General features: G+C 62.3%; 1 protein-coding gene. It reads right to left on the bottom strand.

The genetic code is table 11. From position 1 onward, the window contains the following. Positions 1 to 597: cbb3-type cytochrome c oxidase subunit I (locus tag LDQ05_RS19625; protein ID WP_226438623.1), on the bottom strand; the 597-nt coding region annotated here is incomplete at both ends.

The raw sequence follows: 597 nt of genomic DNA, 5'->3' as shown, positions 1-597 counted from the left end.
ACCGGTGCGGTCCTCGTAGGCGTCGGGATGCTCCTCGACGTACAACGTCTCGGGTTCCAGTTCGGTCGCGGTGGCCTTGATTCCGTAACGCACACCCAGATACGCGATCCACAGGAACGGCAGGATCCCACCGACGATGAACACGATGTCCCCCGGCATCCGCAACCATTCGAGCACCGCATTACCCGGCCGCATGATGTACCCGAGCTCACGGGACTCGTAGTACCCGTCGTTGACCGAATGCCACAGTTGCAACACACCCAACGGCATCAGCGTCACGAACACCATCCACGCCAACCCCAGATTCAACGACCAGAACGACACCTTGGCCAACCTGTCCGGCCACCGATTCGCCGGAACGATGTAACGCAACGCGAACATCGCCAACCCGACCGCCATCATCCCGTACACACCCATCATCGCGCCGTGCGCGTGATTGGCCGTCAACGCCGTACCGATCTGGTAGTACGACACGATCGGCAGGTTCACCAGGAACCCGAACACCCCCGCCCCCACGAAGTTCCAGAACCCCACCGCAACGAGGAACATCACCGCCCAGCGGTGCGGGAACGGCTTGTCGCTGCGCGACTGCTGCCG

This window comes from Rhodococcus yananensis (assembly GCF_020515525.1).
In the GTDB taxonomy this organism is placed as follows: domain Bacteria; phylum Actinomycetota; class Actinomycetes; order Mycobacteriales; family Mycobacteriaceae; genus Rhodococcus; species Rhodococcus yananensis.
The sequence above is the reverse complement of the archived record's forward strand: the minus strand, read 5'-3'. Positions and strand labels throughout refer to the sequence as shown.